2 protein-coding genes are annotated in these 6,577 nt (G+C 48.0%); both read left to right on the top strand.

Annotation, left to right across the window (positions count from 1 at the left end; genetic code table 11):
• Positions 1 to 50 precede the first annotated feature (50 nt).
• Positions 51 to 6,335 (top strand): beta-ketoacyl synthase N-terminal-like domain-containing protein, encoded by a 6,285-nt coding sequence (locus tag HGH92_RS33345; RefSeq protein WP_168875197.1) that lies wholly within the window; start codon positions 51 to 53, stop codon positions 6,333 to 6,335.
• On the top strand, positions 6,328 to 6,577 hold a 250-nt coding region (locus tag HGH92_RS33340; protein WP_168875196.1), incomplete at its 3' end, for a polyketide synthase dehydratase domain-containing protein. The genes HGH92_RS33345 and HGH92_RS33340, both read left to right, overlap by 8 nt.

Here is a 6,577-nt window from a genome sequence, read left to right as displayed (position 1 = left end):
ATCTGGAGGCCGCAGCGGGAATTGCGGGTGTGATAAAGGTGCTGCTGTCAATGAAGCATGGGCTGCTGCCGGGTAATCCTCATTTGCAGCAGGCCAATGAATATATAAAACTGGAAGGCAGCATTTTCCGTTTATCTGCATCCCCTGAACGCTGGGAAGACAAATCATCCCTGCCGTTGGTGGCAGGCGTGAGCAGCTTCGGTTTCGGCGGCGCCAATGCTCATGTGGTCATAGAAGCATATGACCGGCCCGGAGCAGTTGCGCATAAAACGGATGTTCACCCGGTAATAGTAGTATTGTCTGCCCGCAACCAGGAGCGGTTGTCTGTCCTGGCAAATAACCTGCTTCTATATCTGGAAGGTGCTCCGGACATAGATTTGCGGGCATTGGGCTATACGTTGCAAACAGGACGTGATGCGCTGGAAGAGCGCCTGGCGATGGTTGTGACGGACCATTCAGCGCTACGGGGTCTGTTGAGGCAATACCTTTCCGGAGAGACGGGCGATTACTTTACCGGTAACACTAAAAAGGAGCGGACGGATTTTCTGCTGGAGGGCGGAGCGGGCCGGGCCTATATCGATTATGCGTTAACACACCGGGAACACCGTTCCCTGGCCCGTTTGTGGGTGCGTGGTATAATACCTGACTGGAAGCAACTATACGCTGATAATAAGCCCGTGAAGATCAGCCTGCCGGGCTATCCCTTTGCGAGAGAACGTTACTGGATGCCGGCCGTTGGGCAGGCTTCCGTTATCGCCGGAAGTTTGCAGCAGTTACATCCGCTATTGCACCGTAATACCTCTGATTTAAGCGAACAAAGATATACCAGCGTATACACGGGGAAAGAGCCGTTTTTCTCTGATCATAAGGTAGCAGGAGAAAAGGTGCTGCCAGGCGTTGCCTATCTGGAGCTGGCAAGGGTCGCGGGGGAGTTGGCAACGCGGGAGAAAATTACTGCTTTCAAAGACGTGGCCTGGCTCAGGCCAATAGGAGTAAGTGAGAGTCCGCGCGAAGTACATATCCGGATTCATTCCGGACAAGGAGAAATCGGGTATGAAATATATACGATGAATGGCACGGACAGACAGGTACATGGAAAAGGGCTGTTGGACAGACAGGTACAGAGTACATCGAGCCTGGATATCGATACCGTACGCAAACGCCTGCCCTGGTCCTTAGACAGTGCCGCCTGTTATAATATGTTTCTGCAGTTGGGGTTGGATTATGGCAGGGAATTCAGAGGAATAGAAACATTATTTTATAGCGACACAGAAGCGCTGTCAATCATTTCCCGGCCGGCAGCGGCAGATTATGAGCTGGCTCCCGGGCTGATGGACAGCGCGCTGCAAACCTGCCTGGGCTTGATCCTCGGTCAACAGGAGCAGCAGCTCGCCTTACCTTTCAGCGTACGGAAAGTGCTGGTATATGGTGCGTTGGAAGAGCGAATGTACTGCTATGCCAGAAGAAGCGAGGCCGGCACTGCCGCCTACAACCTGGATTTGTTGACTCTCGACGGTGAGATACGTTTATCCTTCAATGGATTAAACCTGTTGCCGGTAAAAAATGTCCTGCCTGCCAAACGTATGTCTGTAACCAACAATCCGGCCAGGCGAACGACTGGCGTTAAACAGGGAACAGTACAGGCATTGATCACACTTTGTGCAAGTGTGTTAAAGCTGAAGGAAAACGATATTGAGGAGGATGTTGAGTTTGCTGAGTATGGGATGGACTCCATCATTATGATGCAACTGCTCAATAAGCTCGAAACAAATTTCCATATTACAATTGAGCCTACTGCTATTATAAATTATCCCTCGGTTGCTTTGCTGGCTAAATATCTGGAAGAGGAAAAATTACCTGCCCGCGAAAACATATCTGACAGCTTAGATGCAAAAAAGCTGGTGGAGTTGCCTGGCAATAACTATAGGGAGCATCAGGTGGGAAATACCGGTAAAGTAGCCATCATTGGTATGGCCTGCAGGTTGCCCGGATCAGATAACATCCATGAATACTGGGAAAATCTGAAAGCGGGAAAAGAACTGATAAGTGATGTGCCGGCTGGCAGATGGGATGCTGCCAGTGTTTATGCTGCGGCACCAACAGCAGGTAAAACATATGTCACCAAGGGCGGTTTTATGAAAAATGCCGGTTCTTTTGATGCTCGTTACTTTAATATCAGTGATGATGACGCGCTTTCTATGGACCCCCAGCAGCGGATTGTACTGGAGATGAGCCGGGAGCTATTGGCCCATGCCGGATATAAGAAAGAAGAAATAGCTGGTACCAATACCAGTATATACATCGGAGCCAAGGATAATAACTACGTCAGAAACAATCATCATTTATTGCCGGAGAAGGCGCATCAGCATATCATTGTTAACAATATCAGCAATATGATTGCTGCAAGAATATCTGATTTCTACAATCTTAAAGGAGCCAGCCAGGTAGTTGATACTGCCTGCTCCAGTTCGCTGGTGGCCATTCATCAGGCTTGTGATGAAATTATAAATGGGAAATGTGAGATGGCTATCGCGGGGGGTATATCTGTTATGGTAGACGCCTTTATGCATATTGGCTTTAGCCAGGCACAGGTGTTATCCAGAGACGGACGGAGTTATGTTTTTGATGAACGGGCGTCCGGATTTGTAATGGGTGAAGGTGGAGGGCTCTTATTGTTGAAAGACTATTCCAGCGCTCTGGCAGACGGAGACCAGATCTTCGGCATTATCACCGGATCACATGTTAATAATGACGGAAAGACAATAGGGGTAACGGTTCCCGACAAAGAAGGACAAAAAGCAGTGATAGCTGGAGCGCTTGCCAGGGCTGGCGTCTCTGCAGCAGATATCAGTTGCTACGAAGCACATGGTACGGGCACGCTTCTCGGCGATCCCATTGAAATAAAAGCAGCAACGGAGGTATACAGAGAAAGCACAGCTGAAAAACAGTATTGTGCACTGGCGTCGGTTAAAAGTAATATTGGTCATACCATGACTGCGGCAGGGGTGGCAGGAGTGATAAAGATATTGTTACAGATGCAGCATGGTTATATTGTGCCAACCTTACATTGTGAGAATCCGCATCCGCGGTTTATGTTCAATGAATCCCCTTTTTATCCCAACACTAATTTGAAGGCATGGACAAATTCCCGAAAAATAGCAGCCATTTCCAGCTTTGGATTTGGAGGTACCAACTGCCATGCAATATTGGAAGCTCCTTCATCTGACCTGCCAGCTCCGGTGAGAAAAGCCCTGCCGGTAGATAGCATTTCCAATGGGTTTTATTGGTTGGGATATAAAACCCGGCATCTGACCCCGGAGGAATCTCCCGCCAATGCATCCGTACATTATGATGAACCGCTGATGAAAAATCATCTCATTGGGGGAAAACAGGTGTTGATGGGAATGGCATATCTGTCTATGTGTATTGATACCGGGCGTCATTCATTCCCCGGAAAAGCATTGAGAATAAATAAGCTGCTTTTCTCTAACCCGCTAACACTGAGTAAAGGGCAAAGTGCAGTTATACAGCGTAGCTATGATACATCATCCGGTAAGATTTCCCTCTCCTATGACATAGCGGGGGAGGTCAGCGTGTGTGCAGAGGGAGAATTAACAACAACTGTATTTGAGCAAACATCAACAGACATTGAAACACTTAAAGCCGGCAGCGTCGCTGAAGTAACCGGGGCGGCATTCTATCAGCACCCGATGCAGCAGTGTTACGGACAGGCATTGAGAACAGTGCAGGAGTGCTGGCGACTGCCGGGAGGGGAGCTGCTGGCCCGACTTTGTATAAACGAAGAACTGGAGGCGGACGCCTATGGATTGGGCATACATCCTGCCATATTTGACGGCGCTCATGTTGCCGCGGCCATATGTCTTTATCACAGCATGGATGATGCTGTTAAAGGCCATTGGCCCCCTTTGCTGCTAAAATCCGCGGACATCATGGAGAGAGGTGCTTCGGATATTATACGCGAGTGCTATTGTCACGTGTCCCCGGTAAAAGGAAACGCGCAAGTAACCACCTTCAATATTAAAATATTACAACCAGACGGTACTGTCATTATAAAACTTACGGAGTTTACCACTAAATCAATACCGGCTCAAAATACAGTACAATTATCCCGGAAAGATATGCCCTTGTTGGTAAGGGAATATCTGGGCCGAAAGGTCGGTGAAATACTGAAGACTGGTCCCGGTAAGATTTCTTTGACAAAGAACTTCATGGATATGGGTTTAGACTCATCCCAGATGATCGGCATTGCTCCGGTGATTGAAAGAGAACTGGGTTTAGAGCTATATCCTACTACTTTTTTTGAGTATCAGAATATTGAAGAACTGAGTGCTTATCTGGAAAAAGAATATAGTGATAAGCTACAGGCTTATTTTATGCAGGCGACAACGGAGCGCCCTGTTACCCCCGTAGCAACAACGCCCGTTACGGAATCATCCAGGGTTGCCGGTGACGACGCTCTCAAAGACATGGCTATTATCGGTATGAGCGGTTATCTTCCACAGTCTTCTGATCTGGATGCATTCTGGGAGCATCTGAAGGCCGGCAGGGACCTGGTTACAGAGATATCTCCGGACCATTGGGATTATAGGCCATGGTTTGATACAGACCGGAATGCGGTAAACAAATCGTATAGTAAATGGGGCGGCATGCTGAAGGACCTTGATAAATTTGATCCGCTGTTTTTTGGGATATCGCCATTACAGGCTATGTGGATGGACCCGCAGCTAAGGTTGTTGCTGCAGTCTGCTTATCATACTTTTGAAGATGCCGGTGTGATAAATGAAATCAGAAATACACGTACCGGCGTATTTGTAGGGAGTTGCTTTCATGAATATTGGGATGAAATTGTCCGCAGGGGAATGCCTATGCAGGACTATGAACACAGCAGTAGTGCTATGTCCAGCCTTTCGGGAAGTGTTTCGTATTATTTTGATCTGCAAGGCCCCTCCATTCCTTTGGACAATGCCTGTGCATCTTCGATGACTGCTTTGCACCTCGCTTGCCAGGCTATCCGTAATAATGAGGCTGACATGGCGCTGGTAGCCGGCTTAAATGTTCTGCTTAGCCCTCTTCATTATGTTTATTTCTCCAGGATACAGGCACTTTCTCCTTCCGGAAGATGTTACTCATTCGATAAAAAAGCGGATGGTTATGTACCGGGAGAAGGAGTTGTTTCTGTGTTGATTAAACCATTGTCTAAAGCCATTGCGGATGGGGATACCATTCATGGGGTTATTAAGGGGAGCGCTATTAATCATGTTGGAAAATCTAATAACCCCACTTCTCCCCGCCCTGAGCTGCAAACACGTTTATTGGAAGATGCATGGGAGGCGGCAGGCATCTTTCCGGAAAATATCAGTTATATAGAAGCACACGGTACAGGTACGTCGTTAGGCGATCCTATTGAAGTGAACGCACTGAAAAAGGCGTTCAGGAAGTATACTGCCAGAGAGCAGTTTTGTTACCTGGGTTCAGCCAAGGCACATATAGGACATCTGGAGGGCGCTGCAGGACTGGCCAGTATAATTAAAGTACTGTTAATGATGAAACACCGGTTGATACCACGGATGCCTAATTTCGAGACGTTAAACCCGTATATCAAACTCGAAGGCTCTCCTTTCAGGATCAATACAGGGAATGAGCGGTGGCAGGATGAAAAACTATTGCTGGCGGGTGTCAGCTCTTTTGGAATGACAGGTAATAATGCGCATGTTGTATTAGAAGAGTACAGGGCACCTGTCCCGGCGCCTTATGTCAGCGACAGGCCTGCCATTGTAGTGTTGTCAGCCCGGGATAAAGACCGCCTGCGGGAGCAGGTCGGGAATCTAAAAACCTATATTATAAACACCCCGGATATTAATATACACGATCTGGCCTATACATTACAAGTTTGCCGGGAACCAATGGACGCGCGCTTCTCCGCTGTTGTTGCAGACACGGATGCATTACTGTATCTGCTGACTGCCTATCTGGACGGAAAAACCGGTAACTTTTTCAGCGGTCATGTTTTTGATAGTAAAGCCTCAGCGGCCAACCTCATTCCTGCTGCTGTTCCAAACGATCATGAATATATGTCTATCGCTGAGCAGTGGGTGGCCGGCGCCAACATTAACTGGAAGGTTTTGTATGATGAGGACAGGCCAGTCAGGATAACATTACCTGTTTATCCCTTTGCAAAAGAACGGTACTGGATGCCGGAGCCACAGGGAAAGGACACTACTGTGAAAAGTATGTTGCACCCTTTGCTACATGTTGCAAAGCAGGAAATTTTACACCCCCTTTTACATATGTATAATAATGGAGACAATGTCTAATAACGGCCTGACAGGCAAACAGGAATTTACGAGCATATATACGGGATCGGAGTTTTTTCTGAACGAACATCGTTTATATAATGATAAAGTACTGCCAGGTGCCGCTTATCTGGAGCTGGCCAGAGTAGCGGGAGAGCTGTCAACAGGGGCGGGCGTGACCGGTTTACGGGACGTAACCTGGCAACGGTTGCTGAAAGTAGAAGATCAGGCCACCCCGGTGCATGTGCGGGTAGAGACATCAG

This window comes from Chitinophaga varians, from assembly GCF_012641275.1.
GTDB classification, from domain to species: Bacteria; Bacteroidota; Bacteroidia; order Chitinophagales; family Chitinophagaceae; genus Chitinophaga; species Chitinophaga varians_A.
Note: the sequence above shows the minus strand (reverse complement) of the source record. Positions and strands in the feature narration are given on the sequence as shown.